At 67.8% G+C, this 25,427-nt stretch carries 23 protein-coding genes, 1 tRNA gene and 3 pseudogenes; 9 read left to right on the top strand and 18 right to left on the bottom strand.

The genetic code is table 11. The features are described 5' to 3' along the window. The first annotated feature begins 53 nt into the window (after nt 1-53). Together pknB and OP79_RS18465 are read left to right on the top strand one after the other, a co-directional pair. Nucleotides 54-2,063, top strand: coding sequence for a Stk1 family PASTA domain-containing Ser/Thr kinase (pknB, locus tag OP79_RS18470; protein WP_033321337.1), 2,010 nt, complete (start codon nt 54-56; stop codon nt 2,061-2,063). A 158-nt stretch (nt 2,064-2,221) separates the two neighbouring features. Next, the gene (locus OP79_RS18465) at nt 2,222-3,319 is read left to right on the top strand and encodes a restriction endonuclease (RefSeq protein WP_245685360.1); all 1,098 of its coding nucleotides are present in this window, start codon (nt 2,222-2,224) and stop codon (nt 3,317-3,319) included. A gap of 107 nt (nt 3,320-3,426) precedes the next feature. On the opposite strand, the gene OP79_RS18460 is transcribed toward OP79_RS18465, so the two are convergent. Genes OP79_RS18460 through OP79_RS18435 form a run of 6 tightly spaced genes read right to left on the bottom strand, consistent with a single transcriptional unit; the run spans nt 3,427 to nt 7,728 of the window. Continuing rightward, nucleotides 3,427-4,167 (bottom strand): class E sortase, encoded by a 741-nt coding sequence (locus tag OP79_RS18460; protein WP_033321336.1) that lies wholly within the window; start codon nt 4,165-4,167, stop codon nt 3,427-3,429. Nucleotides 4,168-4,180: 13 nt separating this feature from the next. Then, entirely contained in the window at nt 4,181-5,404 is a 1,224-nt protein-coding gene (locus OP79_RS18455; RefSeq protein ID WP_033321335.1) for a class E sortase, read from the bottom strand. Then, nucleotides 5,401-6,039 (bottom strand): aminodeoxychorismate/anthranilate synthase component II, encoded by a 639-nt coding sequence (locus OP79_RS18450; RefSeq protein ID WP_033321334.1) that lies wholly within the window; start codon nt 6,037-6,039, stop codon nt 5,401-5,403. Before OP79_RS18450 ends, OP79_RS18455 begins: the two co-directional genes overlap by 4 nt. Then, a complete protein-coding gene (locus tag OP79_RS53960; RefSeq protein WP_033321333.1) occupies nt 6,036-6,197 on the bottom strand; it encodes a hypothetical protein in 162 nt (53 codons plus the stop codon). The genes OP79_RS18450 and OP79_RS53960 overlap by 4 nt, the downstream gene beginning before the upstream one ends. A 52-nt stretch (nt 6,198-6,249) precedes the next feature. Then, complete coding sequence (locus OP79_RS18440; protein WP_033321332.1) at nt 6,250-6,930, bottom strand: class E sortase; 681 nt, start codon at nt 6,928-6,930, stop codon at nt 6,250-6,252. A gap of 18 nt (nt 6,931-6,948) precedes the next feature. Further along, a complete protein-coding gene (locus OP79_RS18435) occupies nt 6,949-7,728 on the bottom strand; it encodes a DUF881 domain-containing protein (RefSeq protein ID WP_211270818.1) in 780 nt (259 codons plus the stop codon). 142 nt (nt 7,729-7,870) lie between these two features. Between OP79_RS18435 and crgA the strand changes: the two genes are divergently transcribed. Further along, on the top strand, nt 7,871-8,125 hold the full coding sequence (gene crgA, locus OP79_RS18430; protein WP_033321330.1) for a cell division protein CrgA: 255 nt from the start codon (nt 7,871-7,873) through the stop codon (nt 8,123-8,125). Nucleotides 8,126-8,418: 293 nt separating this feature from the next. Here the strand turns inward: crgA and OP79_RS18425 are convergent, their stop codons facing one another. Together OP79_RS18425 and OP79_RS18420 are read right to left on the bottom strand one after the other, a co-directional pair. Continuing rightward, a complete protein-coding gene (locus tag OP79_RS18425) occupies nt 8,419-9,315 on the bottom strand; it encodes a rhomboid family intramembrane serine protease (RefSeq protein ID WP_033321329.1) in 897 nt (298 codons plus the stop codon). Between the two features lie 229 nt (nt 9,316-9,544). Further along, on the bottom strand, nt 9,545-10,072 hold the full coding sequence (locus OP79_RS18420; protein ID WP_033321328.1) for a peptidylprolyl isomerase: 528 nt from the start codon (nt 10,070-10,072) through the stop codon (nt 9,545-9,547). A 329-nt stretch (nt 10,073-10,401) separates the two neighbouring features. On the opposite strand from OP79_RS18420, the gene OP79_RS18415 reads away from it, so the two are divergent. Then, on the top strand, nt 10,402-11,115 hold the full coding sequence (locus OP79_RS18415) for a DUF5324 family protein (protein ID WP_033321327.1): 714 nt from the start codon (nt 10,402-10,404) through the stop codon (nt 11,113-11,115). 1,292 nt (nt 11,116-12,407) lie between these two features. Here OP79_RS18415 and OP79_RS18410 read toward each other — a convergent pair. The 3 genes from OP79_RS18410 to OP79_RS18400 all read right to left on the bottom strand — a co-directional run bounded on the left by OP79_RS18410 (nt 12,408) and on the right by OP79_RS18400 (nt 13,828). After that, a complete protein-coding gene (locus OP79_RS18410) occupies nt 12,408-12,737 on the bottom strand; it encodes a hypothetical protein (RefSeq protein ID WP_211270817.1) in 330 nt (109 codons plus the stop codon). 72 nt (nt 12,738-12,809) lie between these two features. Further along, on the bottom strand, nt 12,810-13,220 hold the full coding sequence (locus tag OP79_RS18405) for a DUF6069 family protein (protein ID WP_033321325.1): 411 nt from the start codon (nt 13,218-13,220) through the stop codon (nt 12,810-12,812). Continuing rightward, entirely contained in the window at nt 13,217-13,828 is a 612-nt protein-coding gene (locus OP79_RS18400) for a TetR/AcrR family transcriptional regulator (RefSeq protein ID WP_033321324.1), read from the bottom strand. Before OP79_RS18400 ends, OP79_RS18405 begins: the two co-directional genes overlap by 4 nt. A gap of 473 nt (nt 13,829-14,301) precedes the next feature. Here OP79_RS18400 and mobF point away from each other — a divergent pair. Then, a pseudogene (gene mobF, locus OP79_RS57035) lies at nt 14,302-15,543 on the top strand (MobF family relaxase); the annotation flags it as partial. A 1,532-nt stretch (nt 15,544-17,075) separates the two neighbouring features. Here the strand turns inward: mobF and OP79_RS51805 are convergent. After that, complete coding sequence (locus OP79_RS51805) at nt 17,076-17,453, bottom strand: MerR family transcriptional regulator (protein WP_078491861.1); 378 nt, start codon at nt 17,451-17,453, stop codon at nt 17,076-17,078. 76 nt (nt 17,454-17,529) lie between these two features. Here OP79_RS51805 and OP79_RS18390 point away from each other — a divergent pair, with 76 nt between their 5' ends. Next, a complete protein-coding gene (locus OP79_RS18390) occupies nt 17,530-18,258 on the top strand; it encodes an SDR family oxidoreductase (protein ID WP_033321322.1) in 729 nt (242 codons plus the stop codon). Nucleotides 18,259-18,355: 97 nt separating this feature from the next. On the opposite strand, the pseudogene OP79_RS58550 reads toward OP79_RS18390, so the two are convergent. Then, nucleotides 18,356-19,422 (bottom strand): annotated as a pseudogene (locus tag OP79_RS58550) (IS630 family transposase). Between the two features lie 62 nt (nt 19,423-19,484). Beyond that, nucleotides 19,485-19,817, bottom strand: coding sequence for a hypothetical protein (locus OP79_RS18375; protein WP_033321320.1), 333 nt, complete (start codon nt 19,815-19,817; stop codon nt 19,485-19,487). A 270-nt stretch (nt 19,818-20,087) separates the two neighbouring features. Here OP79_RS18375 and OP79_RS51800 point away from each other — a divergent pair, with 270 nt between their 5' ends. Beyond that, nucleotides 20,088-20,552, top strand: coding sequence for a DUF6221 family protein (locus OP79_RS51800; RefSeq protein ID WP_245685359.1), 465 nt, complete (start codon nt 20,088-20,090; stop codon nt 20,550-20,552). Between the two features lie 432 nt (nt 20,553-20,984). Next, a pseudogene (locus OP79_RS18365) lies at nt 20,985-21,875 on the top strand (IS5 family transposase); the annotation flags it as partial. A 481-nt stretch (nt 21,876-22,356) separates the two neighbouring features. On the opposite strand, the gene OP79_RS18355 reads toward OP79_RS18365, so the two are convergent. From OP79_RS18355 to OP79_RS18340, 4 genes are all read right to left on the bottom strand, one after another. After that, a complete protein-coding gene (locus OP79_RS18355; protein ID WP_051744729.1) occupies nt 22,357-22,641 on the bottom strand; it encodes a hypothetical protein in 285 nt (94 codons plus the stop codon). Continuing rightward, nucleotides 22,641-22,925 carry a hypothetical protein gene (locus tag OP79_RS18350; protein ID WP_033321359.1) on the bottom strand — a complete coding sequence of 95 codons (285 nt, stop codon included), beginning with the start codon at nt 22,923-22,925 and terminating at the stop codon, nt 22,641-22,643. Before OP79_RS18350 ends, OP79_RS18355 begins: the two co-directional genes overlap by 1 nt. A gap of 88 nt (nt 22,926-23,013) precedes the next feature. Further along, a complete protein-coding gene (locus OP79_RS18345; RefSeq protein WP_169786204.1) occupies nt 23,014-24,465 on the bottom strand; it encodes a tyrosine-type recombinase/integrase in 1,452 nt (483 codons plus the stop codon). 84 nt (nt 24,466-24,549) lie between these two features. Beyond that, nucleotides 24,550-24,622, bottom strand: a tRNA-Ala gene (locus OP79_RS18340). Between the two features lie 177 nt (nt 24,623-24,799). Here OP79_RS18340 and OP79_RS18335 point away from each other — a divergent pair. Further along, nucleotides 24,800-25,348 (top strand): helix-turn-helix domain-containing protein, encoded by a 549-nt coding sequence (locus OP79_RS18335; protein WP_033321318.1) that lies wholly within the window; start codon nt 24,800-24,802, stop codon nt 25,346-25,348. The last annotated feature ends 79 nt before the right edge of the window (nt 25,349-25,427 follow it).

Raw genomic sequence — 25,427 nt, 5'->3', positions numbered from 1 at the left:
GGACCACACAACTGGGTGCGGTCGGAACCGACGGAGAGGGCTGGTAGGTAGCTATGGAAGAGCCGCGTCGCCTCGGCGGCCGGTACGAGCTGGGCCAGGTGCTCGGCCGTGGTGGCATGGCGGAGGTACATCTCGCCCATGACACACGGCTCGGACGCACCGTGGCAGTGAAGACGCTGCGCGCGGACCTCGCGCGCGACCCGTCCTTCCAGGCCCGGTTCCGCCGGGAGGCCCAGTCGGCCGCCTCGCTCAACCATCCCGCGATCGTCGCCGTGTACGACACGGGTGAGGACTACATCGAGGGCATCTCCATCCCGTACATCGTGATGGAGTACGTCGACGGGTCCACGCTGCGAGAGCTGCTGCACTCAGGGCGCAAACTGCTGCCCGAGCGCGCCATGGAGATGACCATCGGCATCCTCCAGGCCCTCGAGTACTCACACCGCAACGGCATCGTCCACCGCGACATCAAACCCGCGAACGTCATGCTGACGCGCAACGGCCAGGTCAAGGTCATGGACTTCGGCATCGCCCGCGCCATGGGCGACTCCGGCATGACGATGACGCAGACCGCCGCGGTCATCGGCACCGCCCAGTACCTCTCCCCGGAGCAGGCCAAGGGCGAGCAGGTCGACGCCCGGTCCGACCTGTACTCCACCGGCTGCCTGCTCTACGAGCTGCTGACGGTCCGGCCGCCGTTCGTCGGAGACTCCCCGGTCTCCGTCGCGTACCAGCACGTACGCGAGGAGCCGCAGCCGCCGAGCAACTTCGACCCCGAGATCACGTCCGAGATGGACGCCATCGTCCTCAAGGCCCTGGTCAAGGACCCGGACTACCGCTACCAGTCCGCCGACGAGATGCGCGTCGACATCGAGGCCTGCCTCGACGGCCAGCCCGTAGCGGCCACCGCCGCCCTGGGCTCCGTCGGCTACGGCGGCTACCCCGACGACAGGCCCACCACAGCCCTGCGCCCCACCCCTGGCGGCCAGCAGACATCCATGCTCCCCCCGATGGGCCCGGACGGCGACGGCTTCGGCTACGACGGAGGCGACCGCCGCCGACCGAAGAAGAGCAACGCCTCCACGATCCTGCTGGTCGTCGCGGGTGTCCTGGTCCTGGTGGGCGCGGTCCTCATCGGGAAGTGGGTGTTCAGCTCGACGGGCGGCACGGACAACGAGTCCTTCGCGGCACCCAACTTCGTCAACCGGACCCTGCCCGAAGCCAAGAACATGGCGAAGAACGTCGACCTGAAGGTGACGGAGACCGAGAAGGCCTGCGAGAACACTCCGAAGGGCAGTGTCTGCGACCAGACCCCGAAGGCGAAGGACCCGGTCAGCAAGGGCGACACGATCACGCTGACGGTGTCTACGGGGGCGCCGAAGGTGGCGGTGCCGAACGTCATCGGAGACAAGGAAGACGCCGCCACGACGAAGCTCCAGGGCGACGACTACCAGTTCAACGTCGACACGAAGACCAAGGAGTCGGACGAGGAGCCCGGAACCGTCCTGGAGACGGACCCCGCATTCGGCAAGGAAGTGGAAAAGGGATCGAAGATCACCCTCACCATCGCCGAGGAAAGGGAACAGTCGATCGTCCCCGACGTCGCGGGCAGGACCTGTGACGAGGCCAAGGCACAGATGGTGGCCAACAACCTCGTAGGCACCTGCGCCGAGGTGGAGACCGAGGACGACAACCTGGTCGGCAAGGTCATCTCCACCGACCCCGGCGCCAACTCCCAGGTCGAGCCGAACTCCACGGTGAACATCCAGATCGGCAAGGAGGCCGAGGACGAGGAGCAGCAGGTCCAGGTTCCGGGCGTGGTCGGCCAGACCCTCGACAACGCCAGGCAGATCCTTGAGGGCGCGGGCCTGAAGGTCGGCAACGTCAACTCTCAAGACGGCAACGCGTTGGTCTTCGATCAGGACCCAGACCCCGGTCAACAAGTCGCCGAGGGCACCGCAGTCAACCTGACCACCGCCGGCCAGAACAACGGCGGCGGAGACAACGGCGGCGGCGGCTTCTTGGGCGGCGCCAACGGCGCCTCCGCCCGCACCGAGGACTGACGCCCGCCCCGTCCGCGTACAACCGCATACGTCAGAGCCCCGGCACCCAAGTTGAACTCTTGGGTGCCGGGGCTCTGACGTGTCGCCGAACGCCCTCGTTGAACACCTGCTCGCACGTAGATCGTGTCTTCATACGTGACGACTCGTCGATCTATGAGGTGGGGCATCGGAGCCTCGCCCTGGCCGCACGGCCGGACCACGAGCAGACAGGACAGAACGTGATCAACGAAGCGGCTCTTCTGGAGTCGAAGACTCTGCGCGACAGCGCGCTGGAGCGCACGGACGTGCTCGACAGAGTCAAGGCGCTGTCGCTGCTGCCGGACGGCATGCATGTGACTACGGCGATGGTCGCGGCGTACTTCCAGGTGGGCATCAAGGCCATCCGTTCCCTGGTGGTCGACCACCGCGAGGAACTGGAAGCCAACGGCTACCGGGTTTTGACAGGTTCAGAACTGAGCTCCTTTAAGGAGCTCAGTGGGATCCAGTCACGCACAGCATCCCTCGCGCTCTTCTCCCGCCGCGCCGTCCTCAACGTCGCCATGCTCCTCCGCGACAGCGAAGTCGCACGTCAGGTGCGTACGTACCTACTCGACATGGAGTACCTGGCGCGCACCCAGCCTGTGGATAACCCTGTCCACAGGGACGCCGCCTCCCCCTCCCTCGATGACCGCATCGACCAGCGCATCAGCTACGTCCTCGGCAAGACCGTCGTCCCGATGTTCAACGCATTGATCGAGACATCGAGCGAGCACCGCCGGGAATTGATCGCCCTGCGCAGCGGCGTCCAGCGCATCGAGCGCAAGCTCCAACAGCACAACGCCCGACTGCAGCGGCTGGAAGGCCCCCGAGAGGACCGGCCCCTCGCCGGAGTCATGGCCTCCATGGATGCCATGAACGGGCGCGAGTTCGAGGAGCACGTCGCCAAACTGCTGCGCCGTGACGGCTGTACCGCTGTCGTCGTACGAGGCGGAGGCGGAGACCGGGGCGTAGACATCACGGGACAGACACCCGACGGACGACACATCGCCGTCCAGTGCAAGAGATTCGCGCCCTACGTATCTGTGACCAGCTCCCACGTCCAGAAGTTCATCGGGTCGGCCAAGGTCCTGTACAAGGCGGATGTGGCGCTCTACGTGGCCACATGTCCCTTCACGCGCGATGCCATGAACGTCGCGGCTGATGGCGGCGTCACACCGGTGGACCGCAGCTTGCTCGAAGCGTGGAGCGGCGGTACAGAACTTTCCGCCTTGAGCTGATCCGCTGGCATCTCGCACGGAAAGGGCCCGAAGTCGCAAGAGGTAGTTGCGGCTTCGGGCCTCCGCCATGCTAGACGACTGGGGTCCTCACAGGACCTCAGTCACGCTCAGCGCAACTCCTCCGGCGGCGTCCGCTCATCATCCACCTTCTCCACCCGCTCCAGCTCCCCCCACACCACGTACCGGTAGTTGGAGGTGAAGACCGGAGTGCAGGTCGTCAGCGTGATGTAGCGGCCCGCCTTCTTCTTGCCCGATTCCTTGGGGACGGGGGCGAGGACATCGACGTTGTACTTGGAGGTCTCGGGGAGGATCTCGTAGACCTTGTAGACGTACCACTCGTCCTTGGTCTCGAAGACGATCGGGTCGCCCTTCTTCAGCTTGTCGATGTTGTGGAACTTCGCGCCGTGCCCGTCGCGGTGCGCGGCCAGCGAGAAGTTGCCCTTCTTGTCCTGCGGGAGCGCGGACTTGACCGGGTCGGTGTAGTAGCCGGCGACGCCGTCGTTGAGGAGCTTCGCGTCGGTGCCCTTCTTGACCAGTACCTCGCCTCTCGTCATCGCGGGTACGTGCAGGAAGCCGATGCCGTCCTTGGTGTCCAGGCCGACCGGGCCGCGGTCCTCGGCCCAGTGGTCACGTACCTTGCTGCCCTGCTTGTCCGCCTCGCGGTCCGCGACGACGTTCGTCCACCACAGCGAGTAGGCCACGAACAGGCCGAGAATCAGGCCGGCCGTGATGAGGAGCTCACCGAAGACACTGACGGCCATCGCGATCCGGCCGTGGCCGCGGCGGCGCGGCGCGGGCGAGCGCGCCGGCACGGCGGTCTGCTCTTCGTGGTCGGTCGTCGCTGCCACTCTTCATCTGTCCTTAACTGACGAGCGCATCCGGCTTGCCCTTGCTGCGCGGCCGTTCCTCAACCATCTTGCCCCAGACGATCATCCGGTACTTGCTGGTGAACTCGGGAGTGCAGGTCGTCAGAGTGATGTAGCGGCCCGCCGTGGTGAAACCCGATCCCTTGGGGATCTTGTCCAGGACGGCCGTGTTACTCGGCGCCGTCACCGGCAGGATCGACGCCATCTTGTAGACGAAGTACTGGTCCTGCGTCTCCACGACGATCGGATCGCCCGGCTGGAGCCGGTTGATGTACCGGAACGGCTCGCCATGGGTGTTGCGATGCCCCGCGAGCCCGAAGTTGCCCGACTTCGCCTCCGGCATCGCCGTCTTCAGATCACCCTCCGCGTAGTGACCGACCATGCCGCGGTCCAGCACCCGCTTCTTGTCGATGCCCTCGGCGATCGGCACCACCACATCCAGCTTCGGAATGTGCAGGAGGGCGAAGCCCTGCCCCGGCTCGAACGCCCCCGGCTTCCGCTTACCGGCCGCCCAGTCGTTCTGCAGACTGCTCGCCGCACTGCCCGCCTGGGCCTCCGCCCGGATGTTCGTCCACCACAGCTGGTACGTCACGAACAGCAGCATCAGCACGCCCGTGGTGATGAACACCTCACCGATCGCCCGGCTGGCCATCACCGCCGCCCCCGGCCTCTGCGCCCGCGCCGCCCGCCGCGCATCCACCCGCGAGAGAGGCGTCGCGCCCGGCTCCGCCGCCGACGGCTCCTCCACCGCCCCGCCATGCCGCCCATGCCGCTTGGCGGCCTTACGCCGGGCCGCACGGCCGCCGGCGGGGCCAGGGGCGGGTGTGGCAGACCTGGCCGCCCGCATGGACTCGCTGTCCGGTACGCGCAGCGCGACGGTCTCTTCATCGATCGGGGGCATCGGAGCGGGCTCGTACGGCTCGGAGTACGCCTCCTCCTGCCACGCCTCCCCATGCCGCTGCTCCCCGCGCGAAGGCCTCCCGGGCGAGGGCTCGCCGTACGGGGGCTCGCCGTAAGAGGGTTCGTCATACGAGGGCGAAGACTGAGACTCCGCGGACGACGAAGCCGCCTGCTCCCCGTACCAGTCCCGCACATACCCCTCGGGGTCGTACCACTCCTGCTCCGGCCCCGCAGCGCCTCCATACGCGCCAGCGGCCCCGTACACGGTGTCCTCACCGTACGGGGCGCCGCTGTCGCGCTCGGGGCGCAGGGCGGTCACGCCGTGGCCCTGCCCACCACTGGGGCAAGCCCCGTCGACCTCGCCACGGCCCCCGAGTCACCGCACATGGCCAGCCAGTTGGCCAGCATGCGGTGGCCGTGCTCGGTCAGCACGGACTCGGGATGGAACTGCACACCTTCGACCGGCAGTTCACGATGCCGCAGCCCCATGATGATCCCGTCATGCGTACGGGCCGTGACCTCCAGCTCGGCCGGAACTGTCCCCGGCTCAGCGGCCAGCGAGTGGTAGCGCGTCGCCGTGAACGGCGACGGCAGCCCCGCGAAGACACCCCGGCCCTCGTGCTCGACGAGCGAGGTCTTGCCGTGCAGCAACTCGGGCGCACGGTCCACCACACCCCCGTACGCCACCTGCATCGACTGCATGCCCAGGCAGACCCCGAAGACGGGTACGCCGGTCGTCGCGCAGTGCCGCACCATGTCGACGCACACGCCCGCCTGCTCCGGAGTGCCGGGTCCGGGCGACAGCAGCACGCCGGCGAAGCCGTCCTGGGCATGCGCCGTCGACACCTCGTCGTTGCGCAGCACCTCGCACTCGGCGCCCAGTTGATACAGGTACTGGACCAGGTTAAAGACAAAGCTGTCGTAGTTGTCGACGACGAGAATCCGCGCGCTCACTGGTTGTCCACCGTCACATCGTTGAAGGGCAGCAGCGGTTCGGCCCACGGGAAGACGTACTGGAACAGCACATAGACCACCGCGAGAACCAGCACGATGGAGATCAGCGCCTTGATCAACGCGTTTCCCGGCAGATGCCGCCAGATGAAGCTGTACATGCCGTCCCTTCCGTCACGCCACGGCACCAGACTCACGCCGTACACGACCAGACTAACCGCGTAGAGCCTCCGGTTTCCCAGCCTCCACGGGCTGCGTGGCATCAAGGTGCGCCCACACGATCAGCCTGTGACTGTGCCCCCACTCCGGCTCACAGGTCGTCAGCGTCAGGTAGCGACCCGCCCTCGTATACCCGGACTTCCTCGGCACCGGGTCGATGACCGCGATATCACTGGGCAGCGTCTTGTACGGCTCGGTGTCGATCCGGTACGTGAACCAGGTCGTGCCATCAGTCAGAACCACCGCGTCACCGGGGCGCAGCTTGGGGAAGTCCTTGAACGGGTCCCCGTACGTGCGGCGATGGCCCGCAACCGCGAAATTGCCCTCCTGGCCGAGCTGCGCCGTACTCGCGTAGTGACCAAGACCCTTCTTCAGCGTGCCGGTCTTCGTGCCTTCGAGCACGGGCTTGTTCCACGTGAAACCTAAGCGCGGGATGTACATGACGGCGAAGGGTTTGCCGTCCTCGTACGGCGCCGGCGGCTCGGGATTCTCGACTGCGGGGGCCTCGGCCGCGACCGTCCCCTTCGACCACCGGTCCTGGAGGCTGTCGATCTGGTCGTCCATCGCACTGTCGGCCTTCACGCCGGTCCAGAACAGCACATAGACGACAAAGAGCACGATGACGCCGCCCACGGTGATGCACAGTTCGCTGAACGTCCTGATGATCACTCGCATCGGCGGCTCCCGGCGGGCTTACTCCACAGGCTTCGCGTAGTGGAGATCCACTGTGCCCGAGTAGCCGGGAAGAGTCACTGCCCCTTTCTCCTCGACTTTCCAGCCGAGCCCATAGACATTGACGTACACCATGTAGTTCTGGATCGCAGGAGACGCCGTCAGGGCCTTCTGCAGCTTCTCCGGGTCACCAACCGCGGTGATCTTGTACGGGGGCGAATAGACGCGGCCCTGAAGGATCAGGGTGTTGCCGACGCAGCGCACGGCGCTGGTGGAGATCAGCCGCTGGTCCATGACCTTGATGCCCTTGGCGCCGCCCTGCCACATGGCGTTGACCACCGCCTGCAGATCCTGCTGGTGAATGACCAGGTAGTCCGGCTGAGGCTCGGGGTAACCGGGGAGCTTGGCCGTGGCATTCGGCGGTGCATCGTTCAGCGTGACCGTGAGGGCCTCGCCCTTGAGCTTCTGCGTGCCCGCGTTGCCCTCCAGAGCAGCGAGCCTTTCGTCCTCCGCCTTCGTACTGCCGTCGTCACGTTCGGCGAGGGCTTCGACATCCTCGCGCAACGTCGCGTTGTTCTCGCCGAGCCGGCCGTTCTTGTGGCTGCGCTCCTGGATGAGATCGGAGAGCTTCAGCAACGAGGCATCCGTACGGATATTGGTGCCCTTGGCCGTGTTGAAACTGGTGAAGAAGATCAACCCGGCGAGAGCGAACACAGCCACCGTCAGCACACGCACCGGACGAAAACGCCGCATACGCACAGGGCTGGAACCCGCCTGGGGCGAGTCGGCAGAATTGCTCAACGTACCCTTATCTCCTTCGGCGCCGCGGAAGCACTACGCTAACGGACGCCCGGGGGAGCCCTAAGAGTCCCCTTGTACGCTGCTCCGGAGCCAGCCCACGTTCCCTGCGCGGCCACGCAGCGCATCGACAGGAGAGACCCTCGTGCCGAAGTCACGTATCCGCAAGAAGGCCGACTACACGCCGCCCGCGGCGAAGCAGGCAACCAACATCAAGCTGACCAGCCGCGGCTGGGTCGCCCCGGTCATGCTGGCCATGTTCCTCATCGGCCTCGCCTGGATCGTCGTTTTCTATGTGACGGACGGCTCGCTGCCGATCGATTCCCTCGGCAACTGGAACATCGTGGTGGGCTTCGGCTTCATCGCCGCGGGGTTCGGCGTTTCGACGCAGTGGAAGTAACGCGGCCCCAAGGTGTCGAGGACCTGTACGGCAAGTCCTGACTGAAGCTGCCCACGGAAAGTTATCCACAGCTGTCCACAGCGGTGGAAAACATGGCCGATCAGCGGTGGAAAACACAGCCGATCTGTGGATAACCCATTGGGCGTTGACCCCGGTGTGACTGACCTACCGGGATCCGGAAGTCCGTTCGCCCCCTGCCCTGCCTGGGGAAACCCAGGTCAGCGGCAGGGGGCACACCCGTTCCCACACAGCATGCACAAGATCCGGCACAGTCTGTGGACAACGTCGGCACCTCAGGTGAGCTGACCGGTCCTGATGAGTGTCATGACCACAACGGCTATCAGCACCAGCGCGCAGACGCCGTACTGGATCAGAGTCCGCCGTGCGCGAGGTGCGTGGACCATCGCGTAGCCGATCATCACGCCGCCGACGAGGCCGCCGATGTGGGCTTCCCAGGCGATGTTGCTCCACCCGAAGGTGAAGATCAGGTTGATCACCAGCAGGGCGATGACGGGGCGCATGTCGTAGTTGAGCCGACGCATGAGGATGGCGGTCGCGCCGAAGAGGCCGAAGATGGCGCCGGAGGCGCCGAGTGAGGGCTGGTTGGGTTCGGCGAGCAGGTAGGTGAGGGCGCTGCCTGCGAGGCCGGAGATTGCGTAGAGGGCGATGTAGCGGGCGCGTCCGAGGGCTGCTTCGAGGGGGCCGCCGATCCACCACAGGCTGAGCATGTTGAAGGCGATGTGGATGACGCTGCCGTGCAGGAACATGGCCGTGACGAGGCGGTACCACTGTCCTTCGGCGACGCCTTCGACGCTGCCGAGGCCCGGCACGTATGCGAGCCCGAGGAGTTCGAAGCGCTCATCGAAGCGTTCGCCGACGGAGAGTTGGACCAGGAAGAAAGCAAGGTTGAGGCCGACGAGGATCTTGGTGATGAGCCGGGGGTCTTCGGTGATCGTGCCGCCGGCGAGGGTGCGTGGCCGGCTGACGGCCGGTGAGTGGCCTGTGCCGGAGCCGTCTCGTACGCACTCGGGGCATTGGAAGCCGACTGAGGCGCTGACCATGCATTCGGGGCAGATGGAGCGCTCGCAGCGGGTGCAGCGGATGCCGGTCTCCCGGTCGGGGTGCCGGTAGCAGGTGGGCAGGTTCTGGGCGTCCTGCGGTCCCTGCGGGCTGCCTGGCACCTGGTCCATGGGGTCCCCTCATTCTCCGTACGGCGGGCACTCGGCGGTGTCCCAGGGGCGGATACCCCAATGCACCGCCCCGCCCTTCCTTCTACGGACGGGCGGGGCGCATTGGTTCCCTGGCCTTGGTTTTCGGGCCCCGGCTCGCGTCCTGGCTCCCGCAAGTACGGGCGCGGAGGCTTGGCTTCGGCGGTGGGCCGGCCTCAGCGACGGTCGGGTCTTCAGCGACGGTCGGGGCTCAGCGGGTCTCGACGACGACCGACTCGATGACCACGTCGTTGACGGGGCGGTCGGTGCGCGGGTTGGTCTGCATCGAGGCGATGGCGTCGACGATCTTCTGGCTGGCCGCGTCGGTGACCTCGCCGAAGATGGTGTGCTTGCGGGTCAGCCAGGCCGTCGGGGAGACGGTGATGAAGAATTGCGAGCCGTTGGTGCCCGGGCCGGCGTTCGCCATGGCCAGCAGGTACGGCTTGTCGAAGGCGAGGTCGGGATGGAACTCGTCCTCGAACTGGTAGCCGGGGCCGCCTGTGCCGTTGCCCAGGGGGTCGCCGCCCTGGATCATGAATCCGCTGATCACCCGGTGGAAGACCGTGCCGTCGTAGAGTCTGTCCGTGGTCTTCTCCCCGGTCTCGGGGTTGGTCCACTCACGCTCGCCCTTGGCGAGCTCGACGAAGTTCCGGACCGTCTTGGGCGCGTGGTTCGGCAGGAGCCGCACTTCGATGTCGCCTTGGTTGGTCTTCAGGGTGGCGTAGAGCTGCTCGGCCACGATCTGCCTTCCGTTGTCCTTTGTTACTCCTCGATCCTCGCACGGCCTGCGCTGCCCGTCTCGCGTCGCCACCGGTCTGAGCTGCTTCGTCCCAAAGGGGCGCGTGGCCGGAGAATCCGTGGCATTGTCGTCGGCAAGCCCTTGTTGCACCGTATTGATCAGTTATTGCCCCGAGTGCGCTTGCGGTCGGTACGCATGGCTCGGATGCCCGCTCGCGAACGCTCCGGAGCGCTCCGACAGGCATGATCCTGATAAGGGTGGAAAGGTGAACTGTGTCTTTCTGGGGGATTTCTCAATGCCCCCCGTACGCCACCGAGGAGGAGGATCCCGTGACCCGCATCGACAGCGTGCGCGCCGCGACCGGCTCGGCGAAGGGCAGCGTGCTGCACGCCGCGGAAGCGGTGGCGCCCTACGCCGACACGGCCAAGGACCGGGCCGCGCACTACGCGCAGGAAGCACGCGTACGGCTCGCACCGAAGGTGTCGGCTGCCGCTCACCAGGCCGCCGATCAGGCTCGTACGCAGTACGACGCCCATCTCGCGCCGCGCCTGGAGCAGGCGCGCACTCATGTGCCGCCGAAGGTTGACTACGCCGCCCACGAGGCTGCGCTGCGCGCCCGCATCGCCGCCCGGCAGGCCGCTGACTACTCCCGGCCGAGGATCGAGCAGGCCAGGGCGGCGGCCGGGCCTGTCCGTGAGGAGGCGGCGGCCCGTAGTGCGGCGGCGCTGGCGGCGCTGCGCGGCCAGGTCTCACCGAAGGAGATCGAGAAGCTGGCCCGTAGGCATCAGCGGCGGGCCAGGGTCGGGCGCCTTGCGAAGGGGCTGGCTGTTCTTGGCGTCCTGGCGGGCGGTGCCTTCGCCGCTTGGAAGTGGTGGGACAAGCAGGCCAACCCCGACTGGCTGGTGGAGCCGCCGGCCGCCACGGAGGTGCCGGACACCGGTCAGCTGGCCTCGGTCGACGGCAGCGGCCAGGAGGCGCTCGATCCCGAGGTCCAGGCGAAGCAGGCCGAGGCAGAGGCGGCGGAGCGCAACAAGCGCGGCTGACGCCGCCGGTTCATGTCGGCTCGTATCCACTGGTTTCAACATCGTTGTGGGCGGGAGACCTGAGGTCTCCCGCCCACAACGATGTTTCACGTGGAACCAGCCGAGTCGGCCGGGGATCGAGGATCGCGCAAAGCCTGTACAGAAAGCCCCCCTCCAACCTCGTTTCCACAGGTCAGAGGGGTCTTCAGGGTGTGGAGCCCAGGGAAGTCGAACCCCTGACATCTGCCATGCAAAAGTGTGCGCACCATCTCCGCAGGTCATCGACCTGCGCCTTTGTTTTCTCCGGTGGCTACACGGACTCCCCTGGTTCCGCGTTTTGGCTGAGATTCGCACGCGGAGTGATGGGCAGCCGCCTCGGAGCCGCCGTCGGCTGACAACGCGTTCTTGTGGCGCACTGGTCCGCTTCTCAGACTGCCCGCAGGGTCGAAGGGACGCGGTGCGAGGGGACGGTATGGCGGCACGAACAGGAGGACGACGGCCGCGGCGTAGGGCGCGCACGGCAGTGTTCCGTAAGTGGGACAGCTTGGCGGGTGTGGCCCTCGTGGTGGTCTTGGTGTGGAGCGGGGGCGTTGTCTGGCCGTACGCAGTCGGAGTGTTGTGCATCGGGGTGCTCGGCGGAGCCGGATGGTGGCTGCCGCGAGCGCACAGGGCAGCACGGGATGGGGACCGTGCGTGGCGTGCTACTGAGGAGCGCAATGCGCGCGAGGTGTCCATAGCGGCCGTGGACGCCATGTCGTGGCAGGAGTTCGAGGAGCATGTCGTCGGCCTGTGCCGACGCGACGGCTGTACGGACGTCGTCGTGAGCGGAAGGAAGGGGGGACCTCAGCGCGGACGTCAGCGTTGTCAGCGAAAAACCCAATAACGCTGACATCGCTGACAAGCGCTGACGTCGTTTCCGCAGTTCAGCGATTTTCGCTGACACCGCTGACGCTTTCGGAGGCGAGCCCCTTCGGGAGCGATGCCACGCTACACAGCGTGCCTGCCGTGGGTGTGGGATGACTGGCTGAACATAGCCGCCTGACGGTGGGGCAAAACGGCTTGTCGGAACCGGGCTCGTTCCGCGTGCTCGGCGCGTCCCGAGCCCCGGCCTGCTGGGGTTCCCCAGAGCGGAACCCCCTTCGTCCTCACCTTCTGTTTGATCACCTACGGGCAGAGCAGGTACTCAGCTCGGATTGTCGGCGCCAGGCGGATTCCGCGGGATCCGGTCCGACTCCTCCACGCTCAGCCGGTCCTCGTCCTCTGGCGCGCCGGAACCGGTCGCCGGCCCGGTCCTTTGAACGGGGATGCCGAGGTCAAGCGTCGGATGCGTCCGGCGTTGGGCGCCCGTCCGGCTGCTGGTCGGCGCCGGAGTCCGTCAGATGAGGCAGCGGAGGGCGGCTGACAGGTACCTGCGTGAGTCGGGTGTGCCGGGGATCGACATGCGGGCGGGCTGCATTGATGAAGTGCAGCCGGGCGGTTTCCATGCGGTCCCTGGCCTGTCGCCATACCTCTTCACCGGGTGCGGTCTGCTGGATGAACTGGTCGCGGTGGTCCCAGAACACCTCGTCCATGGTCGCTGCGGCCGCGACGACAGCCGGGCTGCCGACCAGCCAGATCGTTCCCGGAGCCACATTCCACGGCACCCAGTCCACCGGATCGCCGTCACACCACGCCCGGCGCAGGGCGAGCTGGATGCGGGTGGACTCAGCTGGCGGTCACCCCCTGGCGGCACCGGCTCCCGCCCCGGGGGATCTGCCGCCCAGCCCCGGGACCAACACCACCGCCACCGCCAGATGCATCAGAGCGAGGGAGACCCGGGTGCCGCCGTCCATGCCGTCGCCGATGAACGGCAGGAAGGAAACGGCCAGTACGGCGCCGGCCACCCCGGTCCAGATGGCGCGGGCGCGCCGCGCCCCGAACCGCTCCAGGGCGGCCAGCAGTCCCCAGCCGGAGAGCGACGTGAGCAGTGCGACGACCGCCACGGGCACGGCGCCGATGTCGAGCGTCTGCTCGCCGTCGGCGATCCGCAGCCGGTGCCCCAGCAGTGGGTCCGCGACCAGCCACACCAGGACGGGGGCCAGGACGGCCAGGGCCGTTACCCCCAGGCGCCTTCTCCGCGCGCTCACTCGGCGCCCCCCGAGAGCGCCCCGTGCAGGAAGACCTCCACCAGCTCCTGCGGGGTCAGGTCGGGTTCGTCCTCCGTACGCGGCTGGGTGAAGAGCAGCCCGAAGAAGAGGGCCGCGATCTGCTCCGGCGGCCGGCGCAGGGCGGCCTTGTCGGGTTCCAGCAGCTCCGCGAGGGCCGCGCGGGTACGGGTCATCGACTCGTCGCGGCCCGCGCCGCGCACCGTGCCGGGATGCTTCCCGCCGCGGTGCCCCAGCGAGCCGAGGATCGCGCCGATCCGGTCCATGTGCGCCTGCAGCGCCTCGGCCGCCTCCGCGAGCCGGTCGGGCAGCGGCTGGGATACGTCGATCGCGCCGAGCTCGCGGACCGCGTGCTCGGGGGAGAGCGCCTCGGCAATGCAGGCCTGCAGCAGCTCGTCCTTGTCGGCGAAGACCCGGAAGATCGTTCCCTCGCCGATGCCCGCGGCGCGGGCGATCTTCGCGGTCGTCACCGCGGCGCCGTACTCGGCGATCAGCGGGATCGCGGTCTGGATGATCATCGCGCGCCGCTGTTCCGGCGACATGCCGGGGGCGCGGCGGCGGGTGGTCTGGTTCTCCTTGGGTGCTGTCATGACGCGAGAGTACGGAGTGAGTACTCACTCCGTCAATGAGTGAGTACTCACTCCGCCCGCTTTCCCGTATTCGGCTGCTTGTCGATGGCAGCCCACCAAGATCCATAACTACGGCTGGAGTATTAGCTGAGACGGGTATATGCCCAGGTGCTGGGTGTCTTCTCCCGGCCAGCGACATCGAGTTGTTCAGGGGCCGAGTTCCCGCCTGGCAGGAAGTTGGGAAGAAAGATTCCCGCCCTGCGGGTATTTCGACGCTCCCCGCCGTTCCGCGCTTGCAGGCTCAGTCAGCCTCAGGGGATCAAGACGGAGGTGGACTTGATGCCCAACCAAGAGTGGACGGCGGCCCTTGCGTGTCTCGACGACTTGGAGCGCAAGGTCGCGGAGCTGGCCGCAAGAGTGACCGCTCTGGAAGAGGAAGATGAACCGCCAGACTCGAAGGAGCGCCCGGCGCGGCGGCCGCAAGGGGGCCGCGGATGGCGTGGCTGACGAGGATCATCGCGGACGCACAGGTGGAGTACCGGCTGCGGCAGCAGGCCGGCTGTGCCGTGGTCGAGTCGTCCGCCGAGGAGACCGTCGTCATCGACGACGGCGAGGATGCGGCCGTCGATTACCGGCTGAGATCGGAGGGCGGCGCTCCCCTGGTGTGGATGGGCTCCGGGCTGGGGGCGGTCGGCCTGGCCGAGGGCGAGGTCCTGGACGAGGAAGGCAGGAACGCGGCGCGCCGGCTGATGAACGGGTGTCACCCGGCGACCGGCGCCCGCCTGATCACCACTCGGACCGCTGTCCATGCCCATCCGAAGGCGCAGTTGACCACGGCCCGGGTGGTCGAGGCGATCGTGGAGGCCGCCGAGAAGCAGGGCATGGACCCTGCCGCCCTCTTGGAGGGCAAGCCCAAGCAGCAGCGCGTCCTGGAGCGGATGCAGCGGATGGTGCACCGCCAGGGCGAGCGGCACCGGATGCAGGTGGAAACGCTCCACAAGCTGGTCCGCGCCGTCGGCCTCTCCCTCGCCGACATCTACAGCGAGAAGGAACTCGCCGACGCCTGGGCGCACAAGGACATGCGGGTCGACAGCCGTGTCCGCGGCTGGGACTTCGTCTTCGACCTGCCGAAGTCCGACAGCATCCTGCAGGGCCTCATGGACTTGCTCGACGAGCAGGAGCTACGCGCGCTCGTCCATCAGGCCAAGCGGGACACCTTCGGCCAGATCGAACGGTGGTGTGGCTACGCGGTCGGCAGCGAGGACGGCGAGCCCGTACGGCTGGCGATCGGGGGCTTGTTGGCGTGGTCGGTCGAGCACCAGAGCGCACGCCCGGTCCGGGCCGGGGAGCCCGGCGACCCGCATCTACACCTGCACGTCACGATCGCCAACCTCGGGCTGTGCGAGGACGGCACGTGGCGCTCGATCGCGAACTCCGGCAACGACCTGCACGCGCACGCCGGCGCCGCGGATGCCTACTTCAAGGCCCGGGTCCGCGCCCTGCTGTACGAGCGGTTCGGCGTCCGGCGCGAGCGCAACGAGCGCACCGGGGCCTGGGAGATCGTGGGCATCCCCGCCGAGTTGCGCGACGCCTTCTCGCGCCGGGCCGCCCTCGTCGACGAGCAGGCCGGCACCGACGCCGGCCGCCAGGAGAAGGCGGCGGTGTCGATGGCGGCCAAGCGCGACAAGCTCGATGCCGACGCCACGACGATGCGCGACAGCTGGCGCCGACGGGCTGAGGAAATGGGCATCGACGTCGATGTGCTGGTGGCGGCAGCCGCTCCCGGACCGCCCGGCCCGGACGGCCCAGCAGACACCGACGGGTCCGGCCCAGGACCACGAATACCCCCGCCCACCGACCTCGCCGCCACCGTGTTCGATCCCAGGACCGGGCTGACCAAGGCCCGAAAGTCCTTCAGCCGCGCGGAGTTGCTGGCGGCCGTGGCCAGCCAGAGTCTGACCTGCAACACGTCGCTGCTGTACGGGCACGGCGCGAACGCCTTCGCCACCTACCCCGGCATCAGCCGTGCCAAGAAGGCCAACCACCTCTGGCTGCCCCTCGCGGTCCTCGAGGACGAGCAGACCCAGGCCCGGCTCGGCACGGCCCGCAGCGAGAAGGAGCTGCTGCAGCGCGCCATCGCCGCATTCGCGCAGTTCCTCGGACAGTCCAGGCCGGACGGCATGATCTCGGATCTGCTGGACGAGCCGCCGGCCCCCGCGCAGCTGCCGCTGCAGCGCGACCGTGAAGCCGCCGAGGCCCGCGCGGACGCCGAGCGCGAGCTGCGCCGGGCACACGCGGCGAGGGCTCTCACTCCGTCTGTCGAGCAGGCCGAACGCGAGGCCCACAAACGGCACCTGGCCGCCCAGGCGCCCTCCGCTCCGGATCGGCACGCCGTCGTGGCCGCCGCTGTCGAGGCCCTGCGTGACCACAATCCGCACGAAGTGACCCGGCGGATCGCCGAGGCCTTCGGCATGGAGAGGCCGCCGCGCGACGTGGAGGAGGCTGCGGCATTCGTCGCCCACATCCAGCGGAAGACGAAGGAGATGGACGCCCGCCTGGAGACCCTGGAGCGCAAACAGTTCCAGCTGAGCGACGAGCAGAAGCAGCAGTTGGCCCGGATACGTGAGGAGCACGAGCGGCTCGCCATCCCGTCCTGGAAGCGGCGTCCGTACGGCGCACTCGGTGCCGCAGACCTGGCCCAGCAGCTCGAAGACACCGCGCGCGAGGCTGGCCGCGCCGCCGCGGCGGCGGACACGGCAGCGGCGCAGCTCGCCGAACTCATCGCCCAGGAGAGAGCTGGCAGCCAGCCCCGCGGACAGGCGTACGCCGTCGAGGCGCACAGGCTCCTGGACCAGGCCGACGCGCTGGTGACCACGCCTCGTGCCGAACAGGACAGCGCCCGGGTCGCCGCGTGGGAGGTCATCCACTCCAGCGACTTCGCCGCCGCGCTCGGTGCCCTGCAGGAGGCTCCGGAGGAAATCAAGAGCATCACCGCGAGACTCGCCGAGATGCGCTCCAGGGCGTCCCGGCTCGCTCATGACATCGACAAGCAGACCAGGGAAGAACTGGCCTTCGTCCACGGGCAGCTGGTCCGCGAGCGGCAGGCCGCGCAGACGCACCAGGGCATCGCCAAGGACATGCGGGCGGAGACACAGCTGCGCGACAAGATTGCGAAGAAGCACCCGACGCTCCACGCCGAGGAGACGACTGCTCGTCACAACCAAGACAGCGAGGTCAGATCGCTGATGAGACGTCTGGCCGACCGCGCCTACGGGTGCGTGTCCGTGATCGCGATGACCTCGTCGAGGTGGTCCAGGGCGGCCTGCAGGTCGTCGATCTTGGCCTGGATGCGCTCACGCTCGGCTCGCAGCATGGCTCGTTGCCCGGCGTCGGTGTGCCCGGAGTCCCAGCACGGCATGAGTTCGGTGATCCTTCGGCTGGTGAGGCCGGCGGCGAACATCTGCTGGAAGAAGCGGACCAGGGCGATGGCGTCCTGCCGGTACAGGCGCTGGCCGGACGGGCTGCGCTCCGCGATGAGCAGCCCTTGCTGCTCGTAGTAGCGCACGGCGCGCACTGAGACGCCGGCACCCCGTGCCACCTCGCCGATGCGGATCAACCGCTCGGCTGCGGCCACTGTGACAGTCATGGTGATTCCTCTCACCCCTAGGCCTGACGACCAGCACTTGCCTCTGACGCTAGCGTCAGGTTTTAGCGTACCGGCCATGGATATCAACAACTCCGTCGCCCTTGTCACCGGAGCCAACCGCGGCCTGGGCCGCGCCTTCGCCCAGCGCCTGCTCGAACGGGGCGCCCGCAAGGTCTACGCGACGGCCCGCCGACCGGAGACCGTGGACCTGCCCGGGGTCGAAGTGCTGCCCCTCGACATCACCGATCCCGCATCCGTGAGGGCCGCCGCCGAGGCCGCCCCGGACGTCTCGATACTCATCAACAACGCGGGAATCAGTACGGGGACCGACCTGGTGACCGGTTCGCTGGACGCGGTGCGGCACGAGCTGGAGACCAACATGTTCGGCCACCTGGGAATGATCCGGGAGTTCGCGCCGGCGCTCGCCAGGAACGGCGGGGGCGCGATCGTCAACGTCCTCTCCGCCATGTCGTGGTTCGGGGGCAAGGGCGCCAATGCCTACCACCTGACCAAGGCCGCCGCCTGGGCCATGACCAACGGCGTCCGCCTGGAGCTCGCCGAACAGGGCACGCTCGTCACAGCGGTACACCTCGGCCTGGCCGACACCGACATGGCGGCGGGCTGGCCCGTGGACAAGATCGCTCCGTCGGACCTGGCCGACGCGGCGCTCGACGGTGTTGAGGCGGGCTCCGCCGAGGTCCTCGCCGACCAGTGGAGTCGGGACGTCAAGTCCCGTCTGCCGCTGACGCCGGAAGAGTTCAACGCCGCAATGGACCGCGCCCTGGCGGCGCTGATGGCGGCCTGAGGGGCCCCTCGGGTCGCACGGACTTCGGTCGGCTGCTTCTCCATCGGCCTCTCGAACTCCTCTACTTGAGGTTGAACTCGTGGTGTCGTGTCGCTGATCAGGCGGGTCCGATGGTCAGGCCGGTCTCGGCGAGGCAGCCGTCTATGAGGTGACTGCGGTACTGGATGAGGCGTAAGCCGCGTCGGATGCGCTGGTCGAGGTGTTCGGGGGTACTGAAGGCGACGTTGGAGAGCCATCCGCGTCGCAGGAGAGACCAGATGCCTTCGACGGGGTTGAGGTCGGGTGCGTAGGGCGGCAGGTAGTAGATGGTCAGCCACTCCCGGGCTGCCGCCCACTGCCGCAGGTCGGCGGCTTTGTGGACGTTGAGGTTGTCCCAGACCAGGACGATCGGGCCGCCGAGCTGCTGGTGGGCGGCGATCAGCAGGTCCCGGTAGTCGCGCCAGGAGAGGCTTTTGCGCCCGTCGCGTCGGCCGTCGTCTCTGCGTGGCCGGTAGATCAGCCTTGAGCGGTGGCCGGGTTTGTAGCAGGTCGGTGCGGCAATGGATATCCGTCTGCGGGAACGGCCGCGGACCCGCACCACCGGTGTGTGTCCGCGTTGTGACCAGGGCTTCGCCTGCGGCGGCGTCATGGAGAATCCGGCTTCGTCCTCGAAGACGAGCCAGGCTCCACGAGCCGCCGCGAGTCTTCCGCGCGGTGCCACACCTCCTTGACCCACCCGGCGACCGCGTCATCGTCCCGCTCGGCAGCGCGTCGGGTTGGAACCTGGCAGGACCAGCCGTTGCGGACCAGGAGTTTCCGCACGCCCTGGATCGTGTAGGTCAGGTGGAAGCGCCGGCCGATCACCGTTTTGACCCGCGCCAGCGTCCACCGCTGATCCTCCCAGCCATGCGCGGCCGGACCCTTGGCCAGCTCCGCTTCCAACTGCGCGAACTGCTTTTCGCTCAGCCTCGGAAACGATGCCGGCCCTGCGACCGCAGCGCCCGGGGACCGCCCTCGTCCCACGTCCGCCGCCACCGCTGCACCGAACGGACGCTCACCCGCAGGTCCTTGGTGATCACCGAGTTCGCCTCACCCCGAGCGAACCGTTCCGCCGCCTGGAGCCGTAACTCCTCACGAAACTGCTGCCGTTCGGCGGTCAGCCCGCCCCCCTTGTGGATACCGCATGCCTCCGGCGATACCGCGGCCGACGGCCAGCCGTCAGCCCCTACGACACCACGAGTTCAACCTCAGTAGTTCGAAGGCGTGAAGCCGGCGGACTGATCGAGGTGGAACGCGGAGCCCGGAACTGTCGGAGTCCAACCCTCACGCAGGGCAAGCCGAACAGCCGCGGCAACACCAGATGGCAGTACAGGCTCAGCCTCACAACCGATCCAGTTGCTCGGATGCGGCTGGTCGGTGGTGACCACGAGCGTCGCCCCCGGGGTGTCCGCATGCTCGACCACGAACGTGCACGGCGTCCAGATCAGCCCCTGGCAGTACGTCGGCCTGCCTCGCAGCCGCCAGCGGTAAGCCGTGCCGTCGACAACGATCCGTCGTGATCCTTTGCGGACCAGTGCCATGGCTCCCCCTTCAACAGCGAAGATACTAACGAGCCAGGCCCCGCCGTCCGTCTCGGTTTCCGTCCCGTTCAGCGCCGTTCACGGACGTTCAGACGGGACCGGAGGCGGTAGCCGCTCAGGCGACCGGCCGCCCATGAACGCAGGTGAACGGCCCCGTCCGAGGCTCCTGAGGCCACCGACACAGTTGGAAAGCGTGTTGATCAGGTCCTGGAGGAGAGCGACGGTCGTAAACGACGTGCCGGCGCACGGTCCGTCGTCGAGGATGCCCTCATGAACAACGACCTGGTGGCGTTCCTCAATGCGCGCTTGGACGAGGAAGCCGCCCTGGCCCGACGCTGTGACGGGGCCGGGTGTTGCGGAAAGTGGACCGCGCGCGGGGACACGGTCGACTTCTGCCAAGTAGATCTCACCGGATTCCATCCCGCGATCGCGCAGCACGTGGCCCTACACGACCCCGCCCGCGTGCTGCGTGAAGTCGAGGCCAAGCGACGCGTGCTGAACCGTCACACGCTCAGTCCGGCCGAAGGCGACCCGGAGCGTCCCTGGGATGACCGTAATGACTGTCAGTTCGACGGTGACCTCTGGCCGTGCGACGACCTGCTCGACCTTGCACTCCCCTACCAGAACCATCCCAACTTCCCCGAGCGCTACATGCCGAGCCGAGCAACCGAGGGACATAGCAACCGCACCACAAGCGCACCAGACAGGGCGGGGAACAGCGGGGAATCACGGTGAAAGCACGCACCGCCGGTGCGTCCGCAGCCCACTCGTTCGACCAGGTCAGCGCCCGAACCAGCCGCAATGATCGCAGCTTCCCAAGCTGAGGTCACTCGGCCTCTACATGACCGTTCAGGTCGAACATCAGCCACTCGAGCCAGGCCGCCGTGACGCCTTAGAACCTGTATCCCTATCGATCATGAGCGCGACTGTGATCGAAATGTCGGGCCGTGCCGGGTGATCTTCGCCGGCGGGTGCATGAAGGCAGGGTCTCCGGTGCAGCACGAGGGTTGCTGAGACCAACTCGAGTGCAGGGAGACCCTGTTGTCGCTGTTCTACGCGTCCTTGCCAGTGGAGTTCAACTCGGCGCCCTCGGTGTGCGATTGTCTCGCGCACCGGTTCGGGAACGCGGCCGATCATCAGGACCGGACGCGGGCCTACGACACGGACATGACGGACGCCGAGTGGAGTGAGGTCCGGGACGGGCTTCCGGTCCCGACCTGGCTGGAGGGCCGGGGTGGCCAGCCCGAGGCCTACTGCCACCGCCAGATGATTGACGCGATCTTCTACGTCGTCGACAACGGCATCAAGTGGCGGGCGATGCCGGCCGACTTCCCGCCCTGGGACCGGGTTTACGCCTTCTTCCGCCGCTGGCGCGAGCGCGGACTCACCGCCGAACTCCACGACCGGCTGCGTGACAGGGTCCGCGAGGACGCCGGGCGCTCGCCGGAGCCGACTGCGGCCATCGTCGACTCGCAGTCGGTGAAGGGGGCGGCGACCGTGCCGGCCACATCACGCGGTTACGACGGCGGCAAGAAGATCAACGGGCGCAAGCGGCACATCGTCACCGACTGCCTCGGACTGCTCCTGGTGGTCATGGTCACTGCCACGAGTATCACCGACCGGGACGCGGCCCGAACGCTACGGCCCCGCCTGCGGGCCCGCTTCACGAAGATCAGCCTGGTGTGGGCCGACGGCGGCTACACCGGCAAGCTCGTCACCTGGGCCAGGAAGAAGCTCCAGCTCACGGTGCAGATCGTCAAACGCAGCGACGACATGAAGGGGTTTGTGGTGCTGCCGAGGCGGTGGATGGTGGAGCGCACGCTGGGGTGGCTGCTCAACTCCCGTCGCCTCGCCCGGGACTACGAGCGCCGCTGCGACACCGGCGAAGCGATGATCCACTGGTCGATGATCAGGCTGATGACGCGTCGGCTGGCCCGTCCGCGAGGCTGAACCTGCCGGACTCCGTCCGCACCAGCCATCCCCGCTCCGCCAGACGGCGGGCCCGCGAACGCACCGCCCCCTCGATCTTCAAAGGGGTCAGCTCGATCCCCAACTCCTCCGCGATCTCCCGGCAGATCATCGGTTCCCGGCCCGCCCGCTTCGCCTCGGCCAGCACCGCCACGATCCGCTGATGCTCCACCGCCAGCGCGCGCACGTCGGCCCCCGGCCCCCACCGCGGCACGATCGAGCCCGGCCGGGCCGGTGCCACGACCTGCGTCTTCGTCTCCGCGTTCACGACCGGTCCGGGCGCCGGCGGTTCGGCCGCGACAGCCACCGATTGCTCCAACTCCGGACCCTTCTCCCGGAGTTGCCCGGCCAGTACCCCGCTGACCCTCCGCTGCGAGATCACCAGCTCCTGCCAGTCCGTCTCCGCCTCGTGCAACTCCGCCAATAGCCGGTCCGTCTGCTCGCGCAGTACTTCCACCCGCTGCCGGGCAGCACGTTCCTGGTCCTCCAACAACCCCATCACCGATGGCATCAACAGCACCCTCCCGGCCGGGACAACATGACGCGCCATCCCTGCCACCGAACCCCGGCACTATGCCTGACCAGCAGAAACCCATCGATCATGTCCGGAAAGACAACAGCTTCTAAGTTGCAGCACCGTGAGCGTCTTGGTGATGTGGCCGACCAGGATCACGGCGATGGCATGCTCGGTCACGATCGTGCGCATCACGCCGTCATCCTCGCCATACACCTCGGTCGCAGCGATCGGGTCCTCGCAGGCCGCGGCGAGCGCGAGCGACAGCTGCTCGCTCTCGGCCGCTGGCATAGCGTCGTGTACCGCTTCCGTGCTGGCGCTGTACTTGAGCCGGAAGGCCATCAGGCGACGCCGCGGGCGCGGGCGGCAGAGGCCTCGGCCTGGATGCGGTCGGTGACGTCGATCCACTCGCCTGGAATCTCGCCGGTCTCGGCCTCAGCTCTGGCGAGCTCACGTCCGCGCTCGACGGCGGCCGTGATGTCGGAGGCGATCTGCTGCCACTTGGCGAAGACCGTGACGATCTCGTGGACCGGGACTCGGTTGATCTCGCCGAGGAACTGCTGCTTGGCGGCCGGGCCGACGAGGGCGTCGCAGATCGTCTCGATCGTCCACTGTCGCTCGCTCATGCCGTACGCCTCCCGGATCCGTAGCGCGTCCCGCCTCTCACGGTACGCGGCGCCGACCGGGTCGGGGGAAGGAGTGCAGAGAGGGCTCTTACGCGGCATCGGGGGTGTCCTCCTGGGGGCGGCGTACGACGGCGCGGCGTCCGCGGCTGACTTCGATGAGGCCCTCTTTCTTGAGCTGAGCGAAGGCGCGGTGTGCGGTGCCGTGGGAGACGCCGTAGGTGGCGGCCAGGTCCTCCAGAGTGGGGAAGTCGGAGCCGGGCGGCATGACACCGTCCTCGATGGCCTCGCGGAGCTCGGCGGTGACCTTCTCCCGGGGGGCCAGGTCGCCTTCCGCCAGCGGCCCGTCGCCGAGGCGTGGCAGGCGGGCGGGGAGGATCTCGGCGGCCCGCTGGTCGGCGACCTCGACCCAGGCCGCGTAGTGGCGCAGGGTGGTGGCGCCGGTGCTGTGGCCATGGCGGCCGGAGACTGTGCGCAGGTCGACGCCGGCGACGATGAGTTCGGTGACGGAGTAGTCCCTGAGGGACTGGAGGCGGGTGCTGCGGAGCTTGTGGCGGACGGCTTCGCGCCTGTACCGCTGGGTGACGGAGTTCTTCTTCAGGGGTTCGCTGCCGTCGGGGTCGAGAGAGAAGACGTAGCTCTCGGGTGTGATCTTGCCCTTGCAGGCCGCGGCGCGCTTCTGTGAGCGCTCCAGGTGGTCCCGCAGAATGCCCGCGGTGATGAGGTCGATGGCGATGCGGCGGATGCGCTTGGTCTTGGTCTTCTTGAGCTTGTTGCGCCTGTTGGTCGCGCGCCGTACGAACAGGACGCCGTTGTCGAGGTCGACGTTCATCCATCTCAGGCCGCACAGCTCGCCGCGGCGGCAGCCGGTGACGGCGACGAGGAAGAGGAGGGTGCCCCAGTCGGGATCGCGCTGCCAGGCGCTGTTGAGGACCGAGGCGACCTCGGTGTCGGAGGGCGGGTCGGGCTCGGGTTCGTCCTCGGGCGGTGCGTCGACCAGGTCCATCGGGTTGCTGCTGATGTAGTCCCAGCGGTACGCGCGCTCCAGGGCGGGACGCAGGATGTAGTGCAGTTTTCGCAGGTAGCCGTTGGACAGCGGCCTGCACTCGTGGACCGTCCCGGTCTCAGGATCGGCCTTGCCCTTCCGTTTCCCCTCGCACTGCTCACGGCAGCGCGCGAGGCGGGCGTAGAGAATTTCCACAGCCTGTGGATGGAGCTTCGACGCCTGCACCGTGCCGAAGGCGGGCCGCAGGTGCATGCGGATGGCGATCTCGTACCGGTCGCGGGTGTCGTCTTCGAGGCGGGCGACGGCCATCCACTGGTCGATCGCCCGACCAACTGTGATCTTGGTCTTCGGGTGGCGCTGTTCGTCGACGCGGGAGAGTAGCCGCGTGCGGGCCTTCTCGGCGGCCGTGAGGTCGTGGGCGGTCTCGGTGAGGTAGATGCGCTTCTTGGTCAGCGGATCGAGGCCGGCGTATACGCGCACCTCGTACACGCCGTTGCGCTGGCGGATGCTGCCTCGTTGCCGGTGCTGGGTAGCCATGCCCTGGACCGTAGTGATGGGTTTCGTGATGGGCACGGTGAACCAGCCAGGGCCGATTTTCGGCATCCTGGCTGGTCAGAGGGGTGGAGCCTAGGGGAGTCGAACCCCTGACATCTGCCATGCAAAGACAGCGCTCTACCAACTGAGCTAAGGCCCCGGAAGGGACGCGTCCGCCGGGAGAATCTTCTCCCGGAAGAGCGTCGCAGCCCAGAGTACCGGGTTACCCCCAGGATCCTGCAAAAGGATTGGGGTCCCAGCAGACGACCACTCTCCATAAGATGCTCGACGTGGTTCGCTTCAGCGAACCGCGGTACGAAGCGATGGGGAGACGCGCATGGACGCCGCACAGCAGGAAGCAACCGCAAGAGCGCGGGAGCTGCAGCGGAATTGGTACGGGGAGCCGCTGGGGGCGCTCTTCCGTAGGCTCATAGACGACCTGGGGCTCAACCAGGCTCGTCTGGCGGGGGTATTGGGACTGTCAGCACCGATGTTGTCGCAGCTGATGAGTGGTCAGCGCGCCAAAATCGGCAACCCGGCGGTGGTGCAGCGAGTGCAGTTGCTGCAGGACCTCGCGGGTCAGGTCGCCGACGGCAGCGTGAGCGCGGCTGAGGCCACCGAGCGCATGGAGGAGATCAAGAAGTCGCAGGGGGGCTCGGTGCTCAACAACAGCACACAGTCGTCGACCAGTTCGGGTGCTCCCACGGTCAAGCGTGTGGTGCGCGAGATACAGTCGCTGCTGCGCTCCGTGTCGGCCGCGGGGGACATCATCGAGGCGGCGGACAGTCTCGCCCCGAGCCACCCGGAACTGGCAGAGTTCCTCCGGGTGTACGGGGCGGGTCGCACCTCCGAGGCGGTCGCGCACTACCAGTCCCACCAGAGCTGAGCCCGCTGCCCGGCCGTCGAACACCTCGTAGCCGTAGGTCTGTTGATCCTGCTGGAGGCGGGGAGCCCGGCAGCCGGGC

This window comes from Streptomyces yerevanensis (assembly GCF_000716805.1).
Classification (GTDB): Bacteria; Actinomycetota; Actinomycetes; order Streptomycetales; family Streptomycetaceae; genus Streptomyces; species Streptomyces flaveus.
The sequence above is the reverse complement of the archived record's forward strand: the minus strand, read 5'-3'. Positions and strand labels throughout refer to the sequence as shown.

Bases quoted from the DNA above. Each gene is read 5' to 3' on its own strand.
- pknB (WP_033321337.1), top strand. From the start codon at position 54: ATGGAAGAGCCGCGTCGCCTCGGCGGCCGGTACGAGCTGGGCCAGGTG.
- OP79_RS53960 (WP_033321333.1), bottom strand. From the start codon at position 6,197: ATGTACAGCTTCATCTGGCGGCATCTGCCGGGAAACGCGTTGATCAAG.
- OP79_RS18440 (WP_033321332.1), bottom strand. From the start codon at position 6,930: ATGCGAGTGATCATCAGGACGTTCAGCGAACTGTGCATCACCGTGGGC.
- OP79_RS18425 (WP_033321329.1), bottom strand. From the start codon at position 9,315: ATGGACCAGGTGCCAGGCAGCCCGCAGGGACCGCAGGACGCCCAGAAC.
- OP79_RS18400 (WP_033321324.1), bottom strand. From the start codon at position 13,828: ATGACAGCACCCAAGGAGAACCAGACCACCCGCCGCCGCGCCCCCGGC.
- OP79_RS51805 (WP_078491861.1), bottom strand. From the start codon at position 17,453: ATGACTGTCACAGTGGCCGCAGCCGAGCGGTTGATCCGCATCGGCGAG.
- OP79_RS18390 (WP_033321322.1), top strand. From the start codon at position 17,530: ATGGATATCAACAACTCCGTCGCCCTTGTCACCGGAGCCAACCGCGGC.
- OP79_RS18375 (WP_033321320.1), bottom strand. From the start codon at position 19,817: ATGGCACTGGTCCGCAAAGGATCACGACGGATCGTTGTCGACGGCACG.
- OP79_RS51800 (WP_245685359.1), top strand. From the start codon at position 20,088: ATGAACAACGACCTGGTGGCGTTCCTCAATGCGCGCTTGGACGAGGAA.
- OP79_RS18355 (WP_051744729.1), bottom strand. From the start codon at position 22,641: ATGGCCTTCCGGCTCAAGTACAGCGCCAGCACGGAAGCGGTACACGAC.
- OP79_RS18350 (WP_033321359.1), bottom strand. From the start codon at position 22,925: ATGAGCGAGCGACAGTGGACGATCGAGACGATCTGCGACGCCCTCGTC.
- OP79_RS18345 (WP_169786204.1), bottom strand. From the start codon at position 24,465: ATGGCTACCCAGCACCGGCAACGAGGCAGCATCCGCCAGCGCAACGGC.
- OP79_RS18335 (WP_033321318.1), top strand. From the start codon at position 24,800: ATGGACGCCGCACAGCAGGAAGCAACCGCAAGAGCGCGGGAGCTGCAG.